The sequence below is a fragment of the Anaeromyxobacter soli genome, from assembly GCF_022808855.1.
GTDB classification, from domain to species: Bacteria; Myxococcota; Myxococcia; order Myxococcales; family Anaeromyxobacteraceae; genus Anaeromyxobacter; species Anaeromyxobacter soli.
In genome coordinates this window covers 16,666-36,496 of sequence record NZ_JAKZLF010000042.1, presented here as the reverse complement: position 1 = coordinate 36,496, position 19,831 = coordinate 16,666, and the positions used below count along the sequence as shown (strand labels likewise).

The window sequence follows — 19,831 nt, the reverse complement described above, 5'->3', positions numbered from 1 at the left end:
TTACGACGGTCGGGGGTGGGGCGGCTCGTGGGGCGGGGGATGGGGCGGCCCCCGAGGCGGTGGACGGGGCGGCTTCGAACGCCGGTCGCCGACCGATCAGGCCGAGCGCCTCGAACCGGTCGAGCGCGCGCCGCACCTGATCGCGGCTCAGTCCGCTGGTCTTCTCGAGCGCCCTCGTCGAGACGAGCGCCTCGCCGACGTCGAGCTGCACCTCGACCCCGAGCTGATGGAGGCGCACCGTCGCGGCCTCCCATCCGGCGGCCTCGGCGAGGTCATCGGCGAGCGCACGCTGCGCCGGCTCGAGGTGCTCGCGGCAGAACTCGCGCCACGCGCGCGGGTACGCGATGAACCCGCGCCGCTCGCCTCCGGGAGCGCTCAAGGCGCTTCCTCCGCGTCCTCGAGCGCGCCGAGCGCGTCCCGGAGCGCTGTGGCGAGGGCGTCGTCGTCACGATCGGCATAGGCCCGGAGCACACGGCGCATGGCCGCATCGCGAGCAGCGGGCGCGACGGGTACACGGGTACAGCTTGGCGGCGGATCGCCCTCATCGGCCGGGGATGCTTCGGCGCCGCTCGCCGGAATCAGCGTGGAAGAACCGGGATGTGCGGGCGATGAGCCGGGATCAGGGGAAGTGCCCTCGCGCCTTCGATTCCCCTGCTCTGCCGTTTTCTCGATTCGTGGTCGGCGCGCGCCTCATTAAGCGAGCCGCACCGCACGCGCGCTCACGGCGAGGCGCAGCCCGGCTCGTCCTCGGGCAGCTCCACTCGGATCGCTGCAGGAAACGCAGCCGTCAGCGACGACGCCGCGCCACCTTCGGCTTCTTCGCCACGCCGTGGAGCGCGACGTTGGCCGTGTTGTCCCTGCGGAGATCGACGGCGAACTTCACCTGCTTGTAGCCGTCGAGGGTCAACCGCAGCCAGACCTCCGCCGCCTTGCGGGCGACGTTCACTCGAAGCGGCGTCTTCCCCAGGCGTTGCCCCGTGTCGAGCCGGACGACGGACGCGCCGGGCGGTGACGAGCGAATGAGAAGCTCGACGGCTCCCCGCTGCTGCGATCCGGGACCGGACCCCGTACGCGAGGGAGGCGTCGCTCGCGAGGTCGTCGCCGGACGCGGCGATGTCGTCGGCGCGGCCGAGGTCGACGTCGCCGGGCGCGAGGAAGGCGTCGCCCGCGAGGTCGTCGCCTGACGCGGCGATGCCGCCGGTGCGGCCGAGGTCGACGGCGCCGGACGCTGCGATGCCGCCGGCGCGGCCGAGGTCGACGTCGCCGGACGCTGCGATGTCGTCGGCGCGGACGAGGTCGAGGTCGCGGATGACGTCCCGCTCGGGCTCGCGGTCGGGCTCGCGGTCGGGCTCGGGATCGCGGGCGAGATCGGGGTCCCGGTCGCGTCGGACGACGGCGACGGGACCGCTGGAGCCGCCGACGCGAGCTCCCGCACCAGCCTTCGGCCGGGCTCGAGCGCTGCGCCGAGGTTCCGCGGGACGCCGAACCGCAGGGCGACGACAGCGCCGGTCGCCACGACGGCCGCCGAGGCGACCGCAGCGAGGAGGCGGCGCGGGCGTACGATCGAGCGGCGACGGCGCGGCGCGTGCAGCGCCCTGGCGAGGGCCGACATCGACTCGAAGCGATCATCCGGGCGCTTCTCGAGGGTCTTCGTGAGGACCGCCCCGAGCCAGGCCGGGATGCGTTCGCCGCGCGGCGTCCGCCGCGGCAGCGCCTTCTGGGGCTGCTCACGGATGAAGATCGCAAGCTCGACGAAGCTCGGTGCGGTGAACGGCACGCTGCCCGAGAGCAGCTCGTACAGGACGACGCCCGCTGCCCAGATGTCGGCGCGTCGATCGACGTCCCTCCCCAGCGCCTGCTCCGGCGCCATGTAGTGCGGCGTCCCCAGGACCATCCCGGCCGAGGTGGCGGCGTTGTCGACGGGATCGCGCAGCTTCGCGACCCCGAAGTCGAGCACCTTCACGAAGTCGGCGCCGTCCCTCTCCACGACGAAGATGTTGTCGGGCTTGAGATCGCGGTGGACGACCCCCTTCTCGTGCGCAGCCTCGAGCGCCTCGCACACCTGCGTCACGATCCGGAGAATCCGGCTCAGCGGCGGGTACTTCCGGCCGCGCTGGGCCATCAGCTCGCGCAGGCTCGTGCCTTCGAGCAGCTCCATCACGAGGTACGCGAGCCCGGGCGCCTCGACGAAGTCGGTGACCTCGACGATGTGCTCGTGGTCGATGTCGTTAACGACCCGCGCCTCGCGGAAGAAGCGCTCGACGACATCGGGCCGCGCCACGTACTCCGGGTTCAGGACCTTGATGGCGACTTCCCGCCCGAGCCGGATGTGGCGCGCGCGGTAGACGCACCCCATGGCTCCCCTGCCCAGCACGGCCACGAGCTCGTAGCTGCCGAGCGTGGTGCCGACGTCCACGGCCGGCGCCGTGCCGACGATGGTGGAGGAGAGCTCGCTCATGAGGTCGTCCGCCATGGTACCGCGAGCGGTCGCGGTCAGGGAACCGCCGGCACATGGAGCGCCGTCGCGACGGGCGCGGAGGAGCGGCACGCCGAGACGTTCGCGAACGAACGGACGTGGGGAACGTTTCGAGTCGTTCTGAGAGCTCCGGGGAGCGAGCTCAGTCCCAGGGCTCCTTCCAGGTCACCGTCACGTCGTGCAGGTCGCCGAGCCCGGCGTCGTACGCGATCACCGACGCCTCGATGGTGACGCTCACGTTCCGGCGGAAGACCTGGTCGAGGCGGCGCACGAGATAACGGTAGCCCGCGTAATCCGGTCCGAGCTGCGCTGCCGCCCGCGATTCGGCCTCGACCTCGAGCGATGGACGATGCCCCGTGATGACCGGGAAGACGGCGGGTACGATCGCGACCAGGAGCGCGGCCATGAGACCCAGCGCCAGGCCACCTGCGTACGGAGTCCGCCCGCGTGACGTCGTGCCCCATGCGCCCTCGGAGCGTCGGGTCATGCGCCACGCGGCTGTCGCGAGCCCGATGGCGACGAGACGCAGGACCATCGTGGCTTCGACGTGGTGCTGGCTTCGCGTGAAGCAGATCCAGCTCAGCTCCCACGGAACGGCCATGAAGTAAGCGATCGCCTCACCGACCACCACGCCGGCCACCTCGGCCACGGACCATGCGAGTACCCACGGCTTCGGAGTCTTCACCGCGAGCGGGTTGAGGACGGCGATCGCGCTGGTCGCCAACCCCCCGAGGACGAGCGTTGCCCACGGCGCGGTCACCGGCGCGATCGTGTGAAGCACGATGAAGCACTCGAGCGCAAAGATGACGAACAGCACCAGCGGTAGGTGCGGGGGCACGGCCACGCTCGGACCGAGGCCTCCTGGTCGTGCGGGCTCCGCTCTCGTGGATTCCATGGCGTCGGCAACCGTACTGCGTTCACCCGGAGTCCGACACGTTTCTTCGCCTCCCCCGATGGTCCTCCGGGTACGACCGCGGCGAAGGCGCGCAGTCGTCCGGGGGTGACGCCACGCGCGTCAGATCACTTGCCGCATCCCTCCTGAGCCGAGCCCGCGCAGCGCAGGCCGTGCCGGCGCGCCTCCGTGAGCGAGTGGCCCGCCCTCTCGATGCGGACCTGCTACTTTTCTCGTAGTGTCGTCTCCCATTCGGAGGGTCCGGCCGTGAAGCTTCGCGTCGGAGACCGTGCGCCGGCGGTGGTGCTGGAGGCGCTGGACGGGTCGAGGCTGCAGTGCCAGGTGCCCCGTGGCCCTGTCGTGGTGTCGTTCACGCGTCATGCGGGCTGCCCGGTGTGTCAGCTCCACGTCGGCCGCATCGCGGCGGCAATGCCTGAATTCGAGGCGCTCTCATGTGCGGTCTGGATGGTGTTTCAATCCGCGCCGGCGCGGCTCCAGGCTGCCATGGCCGAATGGCGGCCGGGGTTCCTGGCCGTGGCCGACCCCGGCGCCGTCCTTTACGACGCGTTCGGCGTGGGCGCGAGCCTGAGCGGGTACCTCCACCCGCGTTCCATGCTCGCGCTGGTTCGGGCCACGCGAGCCGGAAAGCGCCACCGCCGGTTCGAGGGCCGTGAGACCCAGATGCCCGCCGACTTCGTGCTCGATCGAACGGGGCGGATCGTCCTGGCGCACGTTGGACGGAGCGTCGGCGACGACGTGCCCGTGCCACGCTGCTCGGGGCGGTGGCCGAGTCCGCGAAGCAGGCGTGACGCATCACGGCAGCCGGACCGACAGCGCGTGCCGGAACACGTCGCGAGGATCCCAGCGCGCCTTGACGCGCTGCAGCCGCGGGTAGTTGTCCTTGTAGTAGAGCGTGTGCCACGGGACGCCGGAGGTGTTCCACCGCGGATCGGCGAGGTCCGCGTCCGGATGGTTGATGAACGCGCCGTCGCTCGCCTCGCCGGGCGCGGGCACGCCGCCGGTGTCGGCGAAGAGCTCCCGGTAGAGCGCGCGAACCCAGCCCAGGTTGCGCTCCGCCTCGCTCGGATCCATCCAGCCCGCGTTGCAGGAGGTGGTGAGGATCGAGTCGCGCTGCGCCGAGGCGGTCGCGTCGGGCGCCACGGTGTTGACCTTCCCGCCGTAGGTCGCGAGGCCGAGCATGCCGCCGGGCACGTCCACGTCGGTCCGGGTGAGGAAGTGGTGGGCGACCTCGATCTGCCGATCCGTGAAGCGCCTGCGCAGGAAGGCGTCCTTCATCTTGAAGCTGGCGTTCTCGGCGCCCGGCGCGCGGAACAGCTCGGGGAAAGGGTTCAGGGCGAAGCGCAGCCAGGTGCTCGTCTCGAGCTGCCGGGTGCAGGCCGCGCCCACTCCCTGGTTCAGGGCATCGAGGTGCTCGTGACAGAGCCGTTCGGCGTCGGGACCGGCGGTGGAGAGCCCGCGCAGCTCGACCTTGCCGGCCTGGCGACGGTTGAGGAAGAGGATGCTGAACAGCTTGGCGCCGGGAGCGTCCGCGCCCGCGTTGCGCTCGCACCACTCACCGTGATTGCGCAGGAGCCTCGCGAACGCCCGCTCGTCGAGCTCGTCCCAGCTCCACCCCACCCGGAACGTCAGGATCGACGCCGGAGCAGGCGGCAACAGCGAGGCAGGGTCGGTCCCGCGAGCGCCCGGCGACCTGAACCAGTAGCGCGTGACGATGCCGAAGTTGCCGCCCCCGCCGCCGGTGTGCGCCCACCAGAGCTCGCGGTTGGGATCGGAGGGTTCCCGCGACGCCACCACGCTGCGGGCGGTACCGGCCTCGTCCACCGTCACGACCTCGACCGCGTACAGGTGGTCCGCCGCGAGGCCATGCTCCCTGCACAGGAAGCCGAAGGCGCCTCCCAGCACGTGCCGCCCACGCCGATGTCCGGGCTCTCGCCGGCGGGGACGGTCACTCCCCAGCCGAGGAACAGCTTCCGGTACAGCTCGCCCAGCGTGGTCCCCGCCTCCACCACGAGGGCGGACATCTCCGGGTCGTAGGCGACGCCGGTCATGAGGGAGGTGTCGATGAGCACCCGCACGGCCGGATCGGCGACGAGCCCCTCCAGGCAGTGGCCTCCGCTGCGGACCGCCACCCGCAGGTCCTCCCGCACCGCCTCCTGAACCGCCTGGACCACCTGCTCGGTCGAGCCGACCAGCCGCACGTAGTCGGGATTCCCGCGGAAGCGCCTGTTGAATCCGCGGTGGGCCAGGTCGGCGTAGCGCGGGTCGTCCGGGCCGATCCGGCCGGCGGCGGCCGGATCGGTCCGCGGCGAGCCCGCTTCTGTTCGAGCGCTCATCCTTGGACCCTAGTGCCCCGCCGCGGGACGCCCCACGGTTTCGGCCTGCGCGGCCGCAGCGCGCGGCGTCACAAATGAGCACCCGGCGGCGCGGACGCGCCCGTCACGGAGCGGTCAGCGTCGACGGCACCGGGACGACCATGACCGCGTCGTCACCCGCGATGAAGAGCGTGGTCGCGTCCGGGGTCATCGCCATCACGGCCTCGCGGCTCTGAATGGTGAAGCCGCTCCGCACCGTCGGGTACTCGGGGAGCTGGAAGTACCCCAGCAGCGGCGGGTCGCCGCTCACGGCCGCGGTCGAGTCGAACACCCAGACCCTCGGCAGGTCGAGGCTCCCGATGCTGTAGCTCAGCACGTACGCGCGGCTTCCGTCCGGCGACACGGTGGCGGCGATGGTCGTGCCTCCCGTGTACTTCGTGTAGGAATCCGGCAGCCAGAGTCGCCCCACAAAGGCGAAGGAGGCGTCCCAGAGCGCGGCCTCGCTGTAGCTGACGGTCACGAATCGGCTGCCTACCTCGTCGATGCCGAAGTTTCCCTCGAAGTAGAAGCCGCCGTCCTTCAGCGTGCCGTCGGCGCCGTCGAGGTGCATGCGGCCGGTTCGACCGTCGACCATGAGGCGCTCGCCGTTGCCGCTCACCGCGAGCCATGGCCCTTCGTAGAAATTCAGGCCCGTGTTCGAGAACGTCCGGCGCGCCAGGTCGAAGAACCCGAGGTCGTCGATGCCCGTGTCACCGAACGGCAGCCAGACGCGGCCGTCGTTCGTCACCGCGACGCCGTCCGGGCGCAGGGAGGCCGGACCGAGTGCGCCGCCGCGGTCGTAGGTCGCCTGCTCCGTCAGCGTGACCGGATCGAGCAAGCGGAGCTTGCCCGACCAGGAGACGGCGATCACCGCGCCAGCATCGGGAGTGAGCGCCAGGTCGCGCAGGTCGGCGATCGCCTGACTCGCCGCCGTCCACGCGCCCCCCGCGTAACCGACGCGCACCGCCACGCCCGGCATCGAGGCCCACAGCGCCTGATGCCGCGGATCGTAGATGAGCTGACGCTTGCGGCCCGAGGTCTGCACCCGCGCGTAGGCCAGCGTGGGCGCATCGACGACGTGCAGCGCCGCCGCCGCCGTGGGCGATCCGAGGGCGTTCGACGCGCTGATCGCGTATTCGCCGGCCGGCGCGGCGGGCACGTCGAGCGCCACCTCGGTGTCGCTGACGCGCGTGACACCCACGCCGGTGAGTCCCTCCACCGTGATCCCCGCCGCGACGTCGGCGAGCCCGTCGAACCCCACGCCGCGCGCGAGGACGCGATGCGCCCGGCCGGCGAGGATGACCCCGGGCCCGAGCGAGCGCACCTCCGGGAGCCGCTTGCTGAGGGTGACCTTGAACTGGACGGGGGTGATGCTCGGGGGATCGGCGGCCACGCGGACCGTCGCCACCTGCGTGCTGCCGTTCTCGACGGACTGCAGTGCCTCGGGCGTGACGCGGAAGCCGAGCGGCGTCCCCGTCCAGCCGGTGCCGGCATCGAGCGTGAGCCAGGCGGCGTCGGTCGCGGCGGTCCAGGCGCGAGCGGGGCCGCCGGCCATCGTCACGGGCACGCTGCCCAGCAGGTCCGCGGGGACCGAGGTCGCTGTGAGGGTCAGCGCCTGATCCTGCGGCTTCAGCAGGCCCGGTCCGACGGTGAGCGTCACGGTGACCGACCGGCCGGTGGTGAAGCCGTCGCCCCTGACGTAAAGCCAGGCCGTGTAGCTCCCCTGGGACAGGGCGCCGGCGTCGGCGCGGAGGTCGAGGCCCCCGTCCGTGGGGGTCACGCCGAGCCATCCGCTCGCGCCGGAGCCGTAGCTCACGCTCGTCGTCAGCGGCGGGTTCCAGCTCGGGGGCGTGACGCCCACGCGCGCGGACGCGTCGGCGCCCTCCGTCGTGGTGAGCGCCAGCGAGCTCGTGTCCAGGGACAGATCGTGCCTTCCCCCGGGCGCCTCCGTGACCGTGTAGGTCACCCGGAGCGAGCGCTGCGAGCCTCCGGCCGCGACGTAGAGATAGGCGTCGTAGGCGCCCGCCGGAACGCTGGCGGCGGCGAGCGTGAAGCCCGACGCGGTCTCGTCAGCGACGTGCAGCCAGGAAGGAAGGCCCGACACGCGGAAGCTGGTAGCGCCGTACGGTAGCTGCACGGCGATGGAGGCGCTGGCCGGCGAGCCGCTCACGGCGGACAGCGCCACCTGGTCGGGCGCGACCTTCAGGATGGGCAGGACCTCGACCGTGTACTGCAGCCGGAACGGCGACCCCCGCACCGGAGAGCTGCACCCTGCGTCGTAGCAAACGTTCACCGCCAGCGTGCCCGCGTAGGTCCCGGGCGCGAGGGAGGACTTCGAGGAGATCCAGAGACGCGCCTGCGTCTCCATCACCTCGACCTGCGCGCCGGCGATCGCCTCGCCCTGGTCCACGGCGCTCACGCGGATGCTGGCGCTCGTCTGCCCGGAGACGCTCGCGGTCACGGTGGCCGAGAGCGACGTGCCCTCGTCACCCCGCATCGTGAAGTGGTCTGTGTCGAGGGTGACGGTCACGCCTCCGCCGGGCCCCGCGCCGCCGCCGCCGCCGCCGCTGCATGCCGCCGCGAGCAACGCCAGGATGACCAGCGCCGTCACGCCACCCGTCCGTCTCGACATGTGTCGCGCCCCTCCCGCAATACACCTGCGGTTCAATGACTTCGGGTGCGCATTCTCCGACGGTCAGGGACGCCAGGGAAGCAATCCTTCGGCCCCGTGGAAGGACACCCGCCCACCTGCGCCCGCGAGTGTAGGCGCCTCGCACCTCGCGGGCGCCGCACGCGCGATACCCTGCCCCCGCCGCGAAACGGTCCTGAGAGCGCGCAGGCTGGCCTCCCGTCCTCTTGGGCCCCTACGCGCCGCTGGGCGCAAAATGATGAAAGAGTGAGGACTTCTCGGCCTGCAACGAGGATCCGCGGGCCTTTGCCGCCGGAGTGACGCGATGGCCCCCTCCTCTCCTCGAGACCCCCCGCGACCGCCCGGCGCACACGTCGCGCCCCCCGTCGTCTACGTCGAGCCGAAGTGGGGCTACAAGCACGTGGTACGCGACCTCGCCGAGGAGGCGACGCTCGACGAGGCCGAGCTGAACGCGCTCGGCGCAAACGGGTGGGAGCTCGTCGCAGTGCTCGCCCACGGCAGCACCGCGCACTTCTACTTCAAGCGCCAGAAGGACTGACGACCGCGCGCTGCGAGCGGGCGGACGCCCAGCCGCTCGCGCAGCCGACGCTCCCTCGGTGCGAGGCGAAAGCGACGCGCGGCGGGCCCGCGCGCTCCCATCCACGGCGGACGAGGACCACACTTTCCTCGAAAGGACCCGCCATGCGCACGCACCTCTCGATCGCCCTGGGGCTCGCCCTCGCCGCCGCAGGCTGCCGGACCGCCCAGGGCACGCGGGCGAGCAGTGGGAACGCCGGCCGCACCGTGGAGGGCCGGGTCGAGGAGGTGGGCCGCGACGACGGGACCGTCACGCTGCGGGTGGGCGACAAGCGTCGCGAGGTCCTCGTCGCACCGGAGGCCGAGATCAAGGTGGACGACTTCAAGGCGACGTTCGAGGACCTGAAGGAAGGGCAGCGGGTGCGCGCGGCGCTCGACGAGTCGAAGGGACAGACGGAGGGCTACCGCATCGAGATCCTCGACAAGGGAGCGACCGCGCCGACCGACGTCGAGAAGCCCGCGCCGACAGAGGTCGAGAAGCCCGCGGCCCGTAGCGCCGACGCCCCGTCCGCCGAGCCCGAGGGTGAACGGAACGCGCAGTGAGCCGCGCCGGCTGGACGCCGAGATGGGCGTCCGGTCCCCATCACCCGGGACGTGACGTCCGCCCTCCACTCGTGGAGAATGGCGCGGCCGTATCGCCCCGAGGTGAACGTCCTGCTGCCCTGCCCGCGCGCCGCCGCCCTCGTCGCCGCCGCCGTCGCCCTCTCAGGCTGCACCGCGGAGATGGAGCTCGGGCGCGCCCGGACGCTCGACGCCGGCGAGTGGGACCTGGGCGCCGCGATCGGGTTCTCGGGCTACGGGCACGAGCGCAAGGTCCCGCAGGAGCCCCCCACGGGCGGCGTGGTCCTGCCCCTGGTGCCGGTCGTGCCCGTCGAGCTCTGGGCGGCGCGCGGGATCGCGCCCCGCCTCGAGGTCGACGGGCGCCTGTCGGTGCTGTCGGCGCAGCTCGGCGTCAAGGCTCAGGCCGTCCGGACGCGGCACCTCGACCTGTCGCTCGCCGCGACGGGCATCGCCGAGCTCACGGGACGGCCGGAGCTCGAGCCCACCACGCGGGCGCGGGTCGCGCTCATCGCCGGGGTGCCGCTCCTCTACGGCCTGGAGCTCGACGTGGCCCCGCAGTGCAGCTGGAGCCTCCGACCGGCGCTCGCGCAGCCGGAGCTGTGGGGCGCCACGGGGCAGCTCCACTACGGGCCGCTGCCCGGCGGGATGCGCCGCGTCGGGCTCGCCGTGTCGGTGCTCCATTACGACCGCGCGACGGCGGCGCAGGCCGGCGACGTCACGGAAGGCAGGTTCGTCGGCGTCGCGCTCGTGTTCTCGGCGACGCGAGTCGTGCCCGCGATCCCGGGCGCAGGGCTCGGCGAGCGATGAGCGCGGGCGGGACGGCCCCGCCGCCCGCCGCTACTCCAGCTTGAACCCGACCCGCAGCGTGACCTGGAACTCCGAGACCTTGCCGTCCTTGATGGCGCCGCGCTGCTCGACGACCTCGAACCACGCCATGTGCCGGATGGACTTCGAGGCCTCCTCGATCGCCGCGCGCGTCGCCTCGGCGAAGCTCGTGGGGGACGTGCCGACGATCTCGATCTTCTTGTAGACCCCGGACATGCGCGGCTCCTCGGCGGAGGGCGGCGCGGGCGCCGCCTCGGGTGAGTGGTGCCGGAACCATGGCCCCGGCCCTCGCCTCGAGCGCGGCCCAGTGGGGGAAGACCACACCGGAGGTCACGGCGCTGCGGTGCCGTACGGGGCGAGCCGCCCCTCGCGCCAGCGCCGCAGCACCTCCTCGACGTCGAGCGGCGCGAGGGTCGTCGGCGGCCAGCCGACGAAGGTCGCGTTGAGGCGGCGGATCTTGGCGTTCAGCGCCTCGAGCCGCTCGCGGGCGGCGTGCTCGTCACGATCGCGCGCGACGGCGGCGAGCACCGCCTCGGCCTCGTGGCGGATGGCGATCGAGTCCGGGAGGCTCGACAGCTTCTCGCGCCGGAGCTTCTCCTTGATCCACCACGCCTCCGGGAGCGCGCCGCCGCTGAGCGGCAGGGGCTTGCCCGCCCCGGAGAGCCGCTCGAAGGCGCCCTCCTCCTGGGCCTCGCGGATGAGCCGCTCGGCGTAGGACTCGAAGGTCTCTCCGGGCTTGCGAGGACGCTCGGCCACTCCCCTTCGATAACGGCGGCCGCCGGCGCTCCGCAACCGCCTGCCGCGGGGACCGGGATCAGACGCCGAGGTAGGTGTATCCCTTCATCACCGCCTCGTAGAAGTCGGCGAGCGACACGCCCTCCTTCGGACGGATCGCGCCCTCCTTCACCTTGCCGTCGAGCGCGCCCTTCACGCGCCGCGAGAGCTCGGCGGGCTCGTACTGGAGGCGCGAGAGCACCTTCTCGATGGTGTCTCCCGGGATGACCTCCTCGATGTAGAAGTCCTCCGGATCCTCGTCGTCCACGAACACGTGGATCTCGTTCACCCGGCCGAACAGGTTGTGCATGTCGCCCATGATGTCCTGGTAGGCGCCGGTCATGAACATGCCGAGGTAGTAGGGATCGCCCGGCCTGAGCGCGTGGAGCGAGAGCGTCTCGTCCACGCCGTCGTTCTCGATGAAGCGGTCGATCTTGCCGTCGGAGTCGCAGGTGATGTCGACGATGGTGCAGTCCTTCGTCGGCACCTCGCCCATCCGGTGCAGGGGCACGATCGGAAAGAGCTGGTCGAACGCCCAGTGATCCGGCGCGCTCTGGAAGAGCGAGAAGTTCGCCATGTACTGGTCGGCGATCTTGTCGGCGAGGTCGCGCGTCTCGCGCGGGAGCCGCTTCTTGCCGCGGTTCAGGTCGGCGATCCCGCGCACGAGCTTCCAGAAGAGGCTCTCCACGACCGCTCGCTCCTCGAGGCCGAGGATGCCGAGCTTGAACATCTGGAGCGCCTCCTCCTTCTTGGCGGCCGCGTCGTGGTACGCCTCCGCGCGGTTCCGCGGCGTCATCGAGGAGACGATCTCGCGCATCTCCCGCACGAGCTTCGGCTCGTCCGGCCTCGGCGCCGAGGCGGCGGCGATCTCCTCCGCCGACCCGATCTCGATGTGGCCGAACACGTTCATGATGATGCAGGAGTGGTGCGCGGTGATGGCGCGCCCGGACTCCGTCACGAGGTGCGGCTCGGGGACGCCCTCGTTCACGCAGACGCGCTGGACGTTGTAGACGACGTCGCCGACGTACTCGTCGAGCGTGTAGTTGACCGTCGAGGCGATGGTGCCGGGCTGCGCGTTGCCGTTGGTCTGGACGCCGACGTAGTCCACGCCCATCCCGCCGCCCACGTCGAAGTACTCGATGGGCAGCCCCATCTTCCGCAGCTTGGCGTAGACGCGGGCGCCCTCGTTCACCGCGTCCTTCACCACCCGGATCTCGGTGAGCTGCGAGCCGACGTGGAAGTGGAGCAGCTTCGCGCAGTGCTCCTTCCCCGCCTCCTTGAGGATCCGCACCGCGTGGATGAGCTCGGGCACGGTGAGGCCGAACTTGGCGAAGTCGCCGGACGAGCCCTCCCACTTCCCGGTGCCGCGGGTGGTGAGCTTCGAGCGGAGCCCGATCATCGGCTCGACGCCCATCTCCTCCCCGAGCTTGAGGAGCTGGGGCAGCTCGGAGAGCTTCTCGATGACGACGATGACCTTCCGGCCGAGCTTGCGGCCGAGCAGCGCCAGCCGGAGGAACTGCTCGTCCTTGTACCCGTTGCAGATGGTGAGCGCCTCGGGGTTGGTGTTCATCCCGAGCACCACGAGCAGCTCGCCCTTCGAGCCCGCCTCGAGGCCGTAGTTGTACGGGGCGCCGGCGTCGAGGATCTCCTCGACCACCTCGCGCATCTGGTTCACCTTGATCGGGTAGACGCCGAAGTAGCGGCCGCCGTACCCCATCTCGGCCGTCGCCTTCGCGAACGCCTCGTTGATCTGCTTCACGCGCGCGCGGAGCACGTCCTGGAAGCGGACCACGCACGGGAAGCCGATCTTCCGCTCGCGGATGTCCTCGACCACGTCCATGAGGTCGATGACCGGGCCCGGCTGGCCCATGGGGTGGACGACCACGTGGCCCTTCTCGTTCACGGAGAAGAACCCGGCGCCCCACCCGCCGACGTTGTAGTACTGCATCGCGCGGTCGATGGACCAATCCGCAGGCGCCATCGCCGTCGTCGCGTCGCTCCGATGTTCCGGGATGTTCATCGCCCGCTGATCTACGACAGCGCGCCCGAGAAATCGAGCGCGTGTGACATCGATCTGGAGCGCCGCGTGCGTTATAGCGGGCGCCGTGCCCGCCGCCCGTTCCCACCCCCTGCCCCCGCAGCCTCCGCGCGGCGCCGGCGAGGCGCTCCGCGAGCGGCTGCAGGGAATGCGCGTCGTGTTCCGGCAGGTGCCTGGGACGATGCGGCTCGTGTGGGAGGCCGACCGCCGCGGCGCGCTGCTCGTGGCCGCGCTCACCGTGGTGCTGGCGCTCTTGCCCGCGGGCATCGCCTGGATCGGGAAGCTCATCGTCGACGGCGTCGTCGCCGCCGCCCGCGGCGGCCTCGCGCAGGACCGGGAGCGGGTGCTGTGGCTCGTCGCCCTCGAGCTCGGGCTCATGTCGGTGCAAATGGCGGCCGGCCGCCTCCTCGCCCTTCGGCGCGAGCTCCTGCGCGGCGCGCTCGGCAACCGGATCAACGAGCGGATCCTCGAGAAGGCGCTCGAGCTCGAGCTCAGGCACTTCGAGGACGCCGACGTCTACGACCGGATGCAGAACGCCCGGCGCGAGGCCTCCTCAAGGCCCCTCTCGCTCGTGATGCAGGCGTTCGCGATCGGGCAGAACACGGTCACCCTCGTCGCGCTCTCCGGCCTCCTCCTGCGCCTCTCCCCCGCGAGCGTCCTCGTCATCGTCGCCGCCTCGGTGCCGGCCTTCCTGGCGGAGGCGCGCCTCTCGGGGGAGTCCTTCCGGCTCTGGACCTGGCGCGCGCCGGAGGGCCGCCGGCTCAACTACCTGGAGTGGATCCTCACCCGCGACAGCCACGTGAAGGAGGTGAAGCTCTACGGCCTCGGGCCGCTCGTGCTGGGCCGCTACCGCGCGCTGTTCCGGAAGTTCTTCGACGAGGACCGCCTGCTGGCGGTCCGCCGGCTCCGCGCGGGGATGGTCTTCGGCCTCCTCTCGCTCCTCGCGTTCTACGCGATGTACGCCCTCATGGCCGGGCGCGCGGCGCGCGGCGACATCTCCCTCGGCGACCTCACGCTCTACATCGCGGTGTTCCGGCAGGGCCAGGGGGCCGTGCAGGCGGTCCTCTCCGGCGTGGGCGGCATGTACGAGGACGCGCTCTTCATGTCGAACCTGTTCGGCTACCTCGACATCCCCACCGGCGGCGAGGAGCCGCGCACCCGCCCGCCCCGCAGCCCGCCCCGCGGGCGTCCGGCCGAGATCGAGCTCCGCGGCGTCTCGTTCCGCTATCCGGGGAAGGCGGGGTGGGCGCTCCGCGATCTCTCCCTCACGCTCGCGCCGGGCGAGAAGCTCGGGCTCGTGGGCGAGAACGGAGCGGGCAAGAGCACGCTCGTGAAGCTGCTCCTCCGGCTCTACGATCCGACCGAGGGCGAGATCCGCTACGGCGGGGTGGACCTGCGCGACATGGACCCCGCCGATCTGCGCCAGCGGATCGGCGCCGTGTTCCAGGACTTCGTGCGCTATCAGTTCACCGCCGCGGAGAACATCGGCCTCGGCAACCCCGCCTTCGTCGGGGACCGCGCCCGGGTCTCCGAGGCGGCCCGGCGGGGCGGCGCCGCGGCGCTGGTGGAGGCGCTGCCGGACGGCTACGACACCGTCCTCGGCGGCTGGTTCGAGTCCGGCCACGAGATCTCCTCCGGCCAGTGGCAGAAGCTCGCGGTGTCCCGCGCCTTCATGCGCGAGGACGCCGAGGTCCTCGTGCTCGACGAGCCGACCGCCGCCATCGACGCCGAGGCCGAGCACGAGCTGTTCCAGCGCTTCAAGGAGCTCTCGGCGGACCGGACCGCCATCGTCATCTCGCACCGGTTCTCCACGGTCCGCATCGCGGACCGGATCGCCGTGCTCCACGGCGGACGGCTCGAGGAGCTCGGCACGCACCGTGAGCTCGTGGCGCGCGGCGGCCGCTATGCCCAGCTCTTCCGGCTCCAGGCGCAGGGCTACCTCGACTGACGCCGCCACGCGGCGCGAAGGAGCCATGATGCGAGGCCTCGAGCAGATCCCCTGGCTGTACGATCTCGGCCTCGCCCTCCTCGAGCGCGGCCGGCTCGGCCGGTGGCGCGAGTGGCTCGCCGGCGGCGCCCGCGGCCGGACGCTCGATCTCGGCACCGGCACCGGCCGGAACCTGCCCCTCCTGCCTCGCGGCGCCGCCGTCGCGGTCGATCCCCACCGCGCGAACCTCGCCCGGGCCCGCAGCAGAGCGCCGCACGTGCCGCTCGTGCTCGCCCGCGCCGAGGCGCTGCCGTTCCGCGACGGGGTGTTCGACACCGTGCTCTCCGGCCTCGTGCTGTGCAGCGTCCGCGACGTCCCCCTGGCGCTCGGCGAGGCGCGCCGCGTGCTCGCGCCGGGAGGGACGCTGCGCGCCATCGAGCACGTCCGCGGCGGTCACCTCATCGGCGCGATCCAGGATCGCGTGCAGCCCGCATGGACGGTGATCACGGGCGGCTGCCATCCGAACCGGGAGACGGAGCGTGCGCTCCGAGAGGCGGGCTTCGAGCTCGACGCGAGCTCTCTGCGAGCTCGGGGCGTCATGCGCCGACTCGAGGCGCAGCCGCGCGGGGGCTCGCTCCGATCGGCTCCGCCGGGGCGTCACGATCCGTGACGGCAGCTCGACGGGGCCCGCCGGGGTGCGACTCGATGGCGTTGCGAGCGCGGCCGCCGCCGCCTCATAGAACGGCCGTCGACAGTCACCCTTGGAGAAGGGAGCACGCCGTGAAGCCGAACGCGATTCTCCGCCTCGTCGTCGCCTGGGTCGTCGTACTGCTCGCCGCCGCCTCGCCCGCGCGCGCGCAGCTCGACGAGGGAGCGGGCACCCGGTACGCGAAGGACTCCTATCCGACGCAGGAGCTCGTGCGTCAGCCGCTCACCCTCTCCCGCGGGCTCATCGAGCTCGGCGTCCCGGTCCGCATCGAGATCTCGAACACGAACGACGGCAGGGTTCCGGACTGGAGCATCCCCGCCAGCCTCGACTTCGGCGTGACCGATGATCTCCAGGTCGGCGTCTTCCACTCCACCGGCCTGTGCTTCGGCGAGAGCGGCAACGACTGCCGGAAGGTCTACGACGACGTCGGAGGCCGCATCCGGCTCGGGCTGCTGCGGGCGGGCGCCTCCAACCAGGCCGCGGTCGAGGCCCGCGTGCAGGCGTTCGAGTTCAGCGACGTCGTCTGGACGGGCGCGGTGGGGCTCCAGTACAAGACCACCCTCGGCCCGAACCTCGCGCTGCTCGCGGCCGCCGATTGGACGTCGTTCCTCAACAAGCGCAGCGACGTGGCGTTCAAGGACGCCATCGCTGGCGCGCTCGGGCTCCAGCTCCAGCTCTTCCCGGGGCTCGCGGCCTTCGGGAACATCGGCCTGGACTACCCGCTGAACGAGCAGTCCAGCTTCGACCGGAAGGTCGCGGGGCCGGTGAACGCCGGGGTCGAGCTCACCCCGGTGCACAACATCACCGTCGGAGCCGACGTGATGTTCTCGAACCTCGTCGGCGAGGACAACGCGACCGCGTCCGGGTACCTCGCGCTCGACCGGTTCCCTCGCGCCCGCGACGTCCTCACCGAGAACCGCAGCCGCGGCGACGAGCGCTTCGTCTCGGTGTACGCGCGCCTGTTCCTGTAGGACGGTCGGTCCCTGCTGCCGGCGGCGCACGGCGCGGCGCCGGCAGCGGGTGACGCGCGGGTGTTCCACTGTCCGACGGCGCCCGCGCGGGTTAACGTGCAGGCGACCGTGCTGCGCCGCCTGCGCCCCCTCCTCGCCCTTGCGTCGCTCGCGCTCGCGCCCGTCGGGGCGAGCGCCCGCCCGGGACGGCAGCAGCCCGCTCGGGCGGCGCCGCTCGTGCCCGCCGTGCCGCCGCCCGCCGCGCTCGAGTCTCCGCTCCCGCAGGTCCAGCCCGCGGCCCCGAACGCCTGGTTCATGCCGAGGCTGCCGCCGAAGGAGGCTCCCGAGGCTCCGGGGGCGCCTCCCCCGCAGCCCGACGAGGGCCCCGGCGCCCCCGGTGAGCGGCCCGCCGGCGGGGACAACTGGCTCGACGCGAGCCATGCCTTCATCGCGGAGCGCATGCTCGCGCCCGTCATCGTCTTCGACCGCTTCTTCTCGGACGAGACCGAGCTCGAGGCCGAGCGATCGCTGTCGTTCGTTCGCTGGCGCAACGAGCTCAAGCTCCGGCGGGGCCATCCGCCGAGCTACACGGTGGGGCTGCGGGCCGATCTGCGCCTGCCGGGCATGAACCGCGTGCTCGACCGGCTTCGCTTCGTCGTCGAGGGGCAGACGCGCGACGCCATCTCCGCGCTCCTCCCCTCCGAGGGCGAGGAGCCCACCGACGCGGTCGGGACGGGAGGCGCGGAGCTGCGGGTGCGGGTCTGGGAGGGGCTCCTCGCGCACGGCGACCTCGGCGCCGGATTCCTGCTCCAGCTGCCGCCGGGCGGGTTCGTCCGCGCGCGGCTCCGCTGGGCCATCCCAGTGGGTCCGCTGTTCCTGACGCGCGTCGCGACGAGCGGCTTCTGGCGGACCGACACGCACCTCGGGACCTCGCTCGACGCGGCACTGGAGCGCGGCATCCGGCGCTACGCGCTGCTGCGGCTCTCGGGCTCGGGGCGGCTCACCCAGCGCAGCCGCGGCGTGGAGTGGTCGAGCGGGCTCGCCGCGCTGCGAGCCTTCTCGCCCACCGTCGCCATGTCGATCGGCGTGGGGATGGAGGGGACGACCCGAGGTCGTCCGAGCGTGGACCGCTACAGCGCGAGCACCCGCTTCCGCACCGACGTCTACCGCCGCTGGCTGTTCTTCGAGGTCGAGCCCGAGGTGTCCTGGCCGTGGACACCCGAGCGGGGCCGCGAGCGGGAGTACGCCTTGATGCTGCGGCTGGAGGTGCAGTTCCGCGGCTGGGACGCTCCGCGCGGGCAGGGCATGCGGCGCGCGCCCGAGCCGCTCGAGCCCGCGGATCCCCCGCCCGAATTGCCCCCCGGCGCGCGCGTGCCGGGCTGAGGCCCGGAGGGCTCGCCCGGGGCTCGGCTCCTTCGAGGCGGATGGCGCCCGCCCGCCCCTCCTTGCGGCGGCCCCCCAACACGGCGTTACGATCCGCCCGTGCTGCGCCTCGGCGCGCTCGTCGTCCTCGGCTCGCTCCTCGGCGCGTGCATGGGCGGAGCTCGACCGTTCCGCTGCCCCGATCGCGGCGGCGCCGAGTGGCGCGAGCTCGCGAGCGATCACTTCGTCCTGCGCACCGATCTCGACGCCGGCCGGGCGGCGCTCCTCGTCGAACGGTTCGAGCGGATGCGCGCGGCGGTCGCCGCGGCGCTCCCCGCGGCACGGCCCGGGGGCGGGGGGGGGGGGGGGGGGGGGGGGGGGGGCGGGGGGGGGGCGGGGGGCGCCGCGCGCGCCGACGCCCCCGGCCCCGCCCGCGGCGCGGCGCGCCGCGCGGCGCGGCGCGGGCGGGGCGCCGGGGCGGCCCCCGCCCCCCCCCCCGCGGCCGAGTACGCTGCCTTCGCGCCGGACGGCGCCGAGGGCTACTACCTGCGCAGCGAGGGCGGGCCGCCGCGGATCGTGCTCTCCGGCGAGCTCCGCCCCGACCAGCGCGCCCTCCTCGCGCACGAGATCGCGCACCACTTCCTCTCGGGCGCGTTCCTGCGCCAGCCGCGCTGGTTCGCCGAGGGCATCGCGGTCTCGATGGAGTCGCTCGGCGTGGACGTCCCCGGCGGCGTCCTGGAGCTCGGCGCTCCTCCCGCGGCGCGGCTGGCGCGGGCGAGGCGCGCTCCGGTGCCGGCGCGGTCGCTCCTCGCCTGGGATGGGACCGCGGGCGAGCGGGACGTGCTCGACTGGTACGCGGCGAGCTGGCTCCTCGTCCACTACCTCGCCTCCGCCCGGCCCGACGCGTTCACCGAGCTCCAGCGGCGGCTCGCCGCGGGCGAGCCCCCCGACGCGGCCTGGCGCGCGGCGTTCCCCGAGCACGATCCGGCGCGGCCCGGCGGGCTCGAGGCGCTCGACGCGGCGCTCGCCGCGCACGCGCGGGGGCGCCTCGAGGCGCAGACCCGCGAGCTCGCCGTGCCCGTCGCGATCGGCTACTTCGAGCAGCGCATCCCCTCACCGGAGGTGCACGCTATCCGCCTCGCGCTGTGGCAGCACGGTCCCGCGAAGCGGCTGGACGCCCTGCGCGCCGAGGTCGAGGAGACGCTCACCGAGGACCCCGCTCACCCCATCGCGCTCCAGTACCGCGCGGCGCTCTGGCGCGAGGACCCGGTCCGGCTCGCACGGTCGGCGGTGGAGGCGCACCCGCTCGATCCGCGCGCCTGGACCTTCCTCGCCATCTCGCTCGCCGGTCCAGCGGCCGCCGCCGAGCGGGAGGACGCCTTCCGGCGCGCCTCCGAGCTCGCCCCCGCGAACGCGGCGGCGCTGCACAACCTCGCCGCCGAGCTGCTCGCGCAGGGGCGGTCCGGCGAGGCGCTCCCGGTGGCGCGGCGCGCCGTCCAGCTCGCCCCCTGGAGCCCGCCGATCCTGGCCGGCTACGCGGCCGTGCTCTCCGACCTCGGCCAGTGCGCGTCGGCGATGCCGGTCCAGCAGCGCGCGATCGACGCGCTCCCCGAGCGCGCGCCCGCGCTCGCGCGGCGTGCGCTCGCTGGGAAGCTCGACGCCTACGCCCAGCAGTGCCGCGTCGCCTCGGGCGCTCCGCCGACGGCGGCGGGGCCGTGA

General features: G+C 72.9%; 17 protein-coding genes and 1 pseudogene. 9 read left to right on the top strand and 9 right to left on the bottom strand.

Going from position 1 to position 19,831, the window contains the following annotated elements:
- The 3 genes from MLV88_RS21185 to MLV88_RS21175 all read right to left on the bottom strand — a co-directional run.
- Positions 1-379 (bottom strand): helix-turn-helix domain-containing protein (locus MLV88_RS21185; protein ID WP_243338642.1); only part of this gene is annotated, 379 nt, incomplete at its 3' end.
- A 408-nt stretch (positions 380-787) separates the two neighbouring features.
- Positions 788-2,473, bottom strand: coding sequence for a serine/threonine-protein kinase (locus MLV88_RS21180; protein ID WP_243338640.1), 1,686 nt, complete (start codon positions 2,471-2,473; stop codon positions 788-790).
- 145 nt (positions 2,474-2,618) lie between these two features.
- Positions 2,619-3,293, bottom strand: a complete 675-nt coding sequence (locus MLV88_RS21175; RefSeq protein WP_243338637.1) for a hypothetical protein — start codon at positions 3,291-3,293, stop codon at positions 2,619-2,621.
- Between the two features lie 288 nt (positions 3,294-3,581).
- Between MLV88_RS21175 and MLV88_RS21170 the strand changes: the two are divergent.
- A pseudogene (locus MLV88_RS21170) lies at positions 3,582-4,097 on the top strand (peroxiredoxin-like family protein); the annotation flags it as partial.
- Between the two features lie 84 nt (positions 4,098-4,181).
- On the opposite strand, the gene MLV88_RS21165 reads toward MLV88_RS21170, so the two are convergent.
- The 3 genes from MLV88_RS21165 to MLV88_RS21155 all read right to left on the bottom strand — a co-directional run bounded on the left by MLV88_RS21165 (position 4,182) and on the right by MLV88_RS21155 (position 8,372).
- Positions 4,182-5,291, bottom strand: a complete 1,110-nt coding sequence (locus tag MLV88_RS21165; protein ID WP_243338636.1) for a BBE domain-containing protein — start codon at positions 5,289-5,291, stop codon at positions 4,182-4,184.
- Positions 5,213-5,722, bottom strand: coding sequence for an FAD-binding oxidoreductase (locus MLV88_RS21160; protein ID WP_243338634.1), 510 nt, complete (start codon positions 5,720-5,722; stop codon positions 5,213-5,215). Before MLV88_RS21160 ends, MLV88_RS21165 begins: the two co-directional genes overlap by 79 nt.
- A 103-nt stretch (positions 5,723-5,825) precedes the next feature.
- Entirely contained in the window at positions 5,826-8,372 is a 2,547-nt protein-coding gene (locus MLV88_RS21155) for an NHL repeat-containing protein (protein ID WP_243338632.1), read from the bottom strand.
- 322 nt (positions 8,373-8,694) lie between these two features.
- Between MLV88_RS21155 and MLV88_RS21150 the strand changes: the two genes are divergently transcribed.
- The 3 genes from MLV88_RS21150 (at position 8,695) to MLV88_RS21140 (ending at position 10,334) form a co-directional block, all read left to right on the top strand.
- Positions 8,695-8,928 (top strand): hypothetical protein, encoded by a 234-nt coding sequence (locus MLV88_RS21150; protein WP_243338630.1) that lies wholly within the window; start codon positions 8,695-8,697, stop codon positions 8,926-8,928.
- A gap of 143 nt (positions 8,929-9,071) precedes the next feature.
- A complete protein-coding gene (locus tag MLV88_RS21145; protein ID WP_242354999.1) occupies positions 9,072-9,509 on the top strand; it encodes a hypothetical protein in 438 nt (145 codons plus the stop codon).
- Between the two features lie 102 nt (positions 9,510-9,611).
- A complete protein-coding gene (locus MLV88_RS21140; RefSeq protein WP_243338629.1) occupies positions 9,612-10,334 on the top strand; it encodes a hypothetical protein in 723 nt (240 codons plus the stop codon).
- A gap of 30 nt (positions 10,335-10,364) precedes the next feature.
- On the opposite strand, the gene MLV88_RS21135 is transcribed toward MLV88_RS21140, so the two are convergent.
- The 3 genes from MLV88_RS21135 to speA form a co-directional block, all read right to left on the bottom strand.
- The gene (locus MLV88_RS21135; RefSeq protein ID WP_243338628.1) at positions 10,365-10,568 is read right to left on the bottom strand and encodes a dodecin; all 204 of its coding nucleotides are present in this window, start codon (positions 10,566-10,568) and stop codon (positions 10,365-10,367) included.
- Positions 10,569-10,682: 114 nt separating this feature from the next.
- Positions 10,683-11,108, bottom strand: a complete 426-nt coding sequence (locus MLV88_RS21130; protein ID WP_243338627.1) for a DnaJ family domain-containing protein — start codon at positions 11,106-11,108, stop codon at positions 10,683-10,685.
- A gap of 58 nt (positions 11,109-11,166) precedes the next feature.
- Positions 11,167-13,146, bottom strand: coding sequence for a biosynthetic arginine decarboxylase (speA, locus tag MLV88_RS21125; protein ID WP_242338193.1), 1,980 nt, complete (start codon positions 13,144-13,146; stop codon positions 11,167-11,169).
- Between the two features lie 166 nt (positions 13,147-13,312).
- Here speA and MLV88_RS21120 point away from each other — a divergent pair, with 166 nt between their 5' ends.
- The 5 genes from MLV88_RS21120 (at position 13,313) to MLV88_RS21100 (ending at position 19,831) form a co-directional block, all read left to right on the top strand.
- Positions 13,313-15,112, top strand: coding sequence for an ABC transporter ATP-binding protein (locus tag MLV88_RS21120; RefSeq protein ID WP_243338646.1), 1,800 nt, complete (start codon positions 13,313-13,315; stop codon positions 15,110-15,112).
- A gap of 25 nt (positions 15,113-15,137) precedes the next feature.
- Entirely contained in the window at positions 15,138-15,761 is a 624-nt protein-coding gene (locus tag MLV88_RS21115) for a class I SAM-dependent methyltransferase (RefSeq protein WP_242371117.1), read from the top strand.
- A gap of 110 nt (positions 15,762-15,871) precedes the next feature.
- Positions 15,872-16,771 (top strand): hypothetical protein, encoded by a 900-nt coding sequence (locus MLV88_RS21110; RefSeq protein WP_242371115.1) that lies wholly within the window; start codon positions 15,872-15,874, stop codon positions 16,769-16,771.
- 96 nt (positions 16,772-16,867) lie between these two features.
- On the top strand, positions 16,868-18,133 hold the full coding sequence (locus MLV88_RS21105) for a hypothetical protein (protein ID WP_243338626.1): 1,266 nt from the start codon (positions 16,868-16,870) through the stop codon (positions 18,131-18,133).
- Positions 18,134-18,232: 99 nt separating this feature from the next.
- Positions 18,233-19,831 (top strand): tetratricopeptide repeat protein, encoded by a 1,599-nt coding sequence (locus MLV88_RS21100; protein WP_243338625.1) that lies wholly within the window; start codon positions 18,233-18,235, stop codon positions 19,829-19,831.